Here is a 1,148-nt window from a genome sequence, read left to right on the forward strand (position 1 = left end):
CCACTCCGACCGCGGAGTGCAATACCGAGCCATCCGCTACACCGAACGACTGGCCGAAGCCGAAGCGGTGACATCTGTTGGCTCCAAAGGGGATTCATACGACAACGCGATGGCTGAGGCGTTCAACTCGCTGTTCAAAGCCGAATGCATCCGTAACCCCGTGATGCGCCCGCGAGGCGGCTGGGCAGGTGTGGGCGAGGTCGAGATCGCCGTCGCTGAGTACGTCGAATGGTTCAACCACCGCCGCCTGCACGGCGAGATCGGACACGTCCCACCCGTCGAGTACGAGAGCGCCTACTGGTCGACCCAAACCGTCACCAGCTACCGTGAGAACCCGGTCCCCGCAAACGCTGGAACCAACTAACCGAGCCTCCAGCAAACCCGGGGCGATTCAAGTCGCTACGACTCGCGGTAGTACTAGGTTGGCCGACTGTTTAGGCCAGTGCGAGGAACAGTTTCTCAAGCTCCGCTTCCGTGAGCGGTGGCTGCTCGCCATCTTACGGTCGCGATGCATTGACGCATCCCTGATTAGTCCGGATGGTCCACCGCCAGTCCGGGAACTCGGTCTCGAGCCGTTCGATCCGCTCGGCCGACAACCGGCCCTTGYGGTAGTCAGCGCTGCGGCTCTGCACCCAGGTGCCGATCGCGAATCCGTCAATGACATCGCGCCGGCGGGCGTTGCTGGTGCCGTACACCGCGACGTAGCGGTGCAGGTGCTCGAGCCCGGCCTCGAACCGCCCATCGCCAATAGATTCAGCCACGACAGCTCACGAGTGTGTTCGACGTTGCCGTAACGGGAAGACCGCGCTCAAGTGCGGTCATCACTGGAATGTAGCGCGGCGAACCCCACCTAGTGTCCTGAGTCATTAATTTCCGTTCGGTTGTTAGGCTAGGGAATGGCAACCCGGGGTCCGCGAGCAGTGGATATTGTTCTGACTGATGACGAGCGCCGTGAGCTCGAAGGGTGGGCGCGTCGGCGAACGACGGCCTCGGGTTTGGCGATGCGCTCACGAATCGTTCTCGCCGCCGCTGATGGCGGTTCGAATACTGAAGTGGCACAACGACTCGGCCTCAATCGCAGTACCGTGCGGCGCTGGCGAGGCCGGTTCGTCGAGCACCGCTGCGAGGGGTTGCTCGACGAACCCCGG

3 protein-coding genes are annotated in these 1,148 nt (G+C 62.8%); 2 read left to right on the forward strand and 1 reads right to left on the reverse strand.

Annotated features, from left to right (window positions below):
* A partial coding sequence (locus A9310_RS23300; RefSeq protein ID WP_254661324.1) for an integrase core domain-containing protein occupies positions 1–364 on the forward strand: 364 nt, incomplete at its 5' end.
* Between the two features lie 133 nt (positions 365–497).
* Here the strand turns inward: A9310_RS23300 and A9310_RS23305 are convergent.
* Complete coding sequence (locus tag A9310_RS23305; RefSeq protein WP_065632619.1) at positions 498–761, reverse strand: helicase associated domain-containing protein; 264 nt, start codon at positions 759–761, stop codon at positions 498–500.
* A gap of 135 nt (positions 762–896) precedes the next feature.
* On the opposite strand from A9310_RS23305, the gene A9310_RS25415 reads away from it, so the two are divergent.
* The coding region (locus tag A9310_RS25415) for a helix-turn-helix domain-containing protein (protein ID WP_139104732.1) at positions 897–1,148 on the forward strand (252 nt) is incomplete at its 3' end.

The organism is Gordonia sp. UCD-TK1, from assembly GCF_001691435.1.
Lineage (GTDB): Bacteria > Actinomycetota > Actinomycetes > Mycobacteriales > Mycobacteriaceae > Gordonia > Gordonia hongkongensis.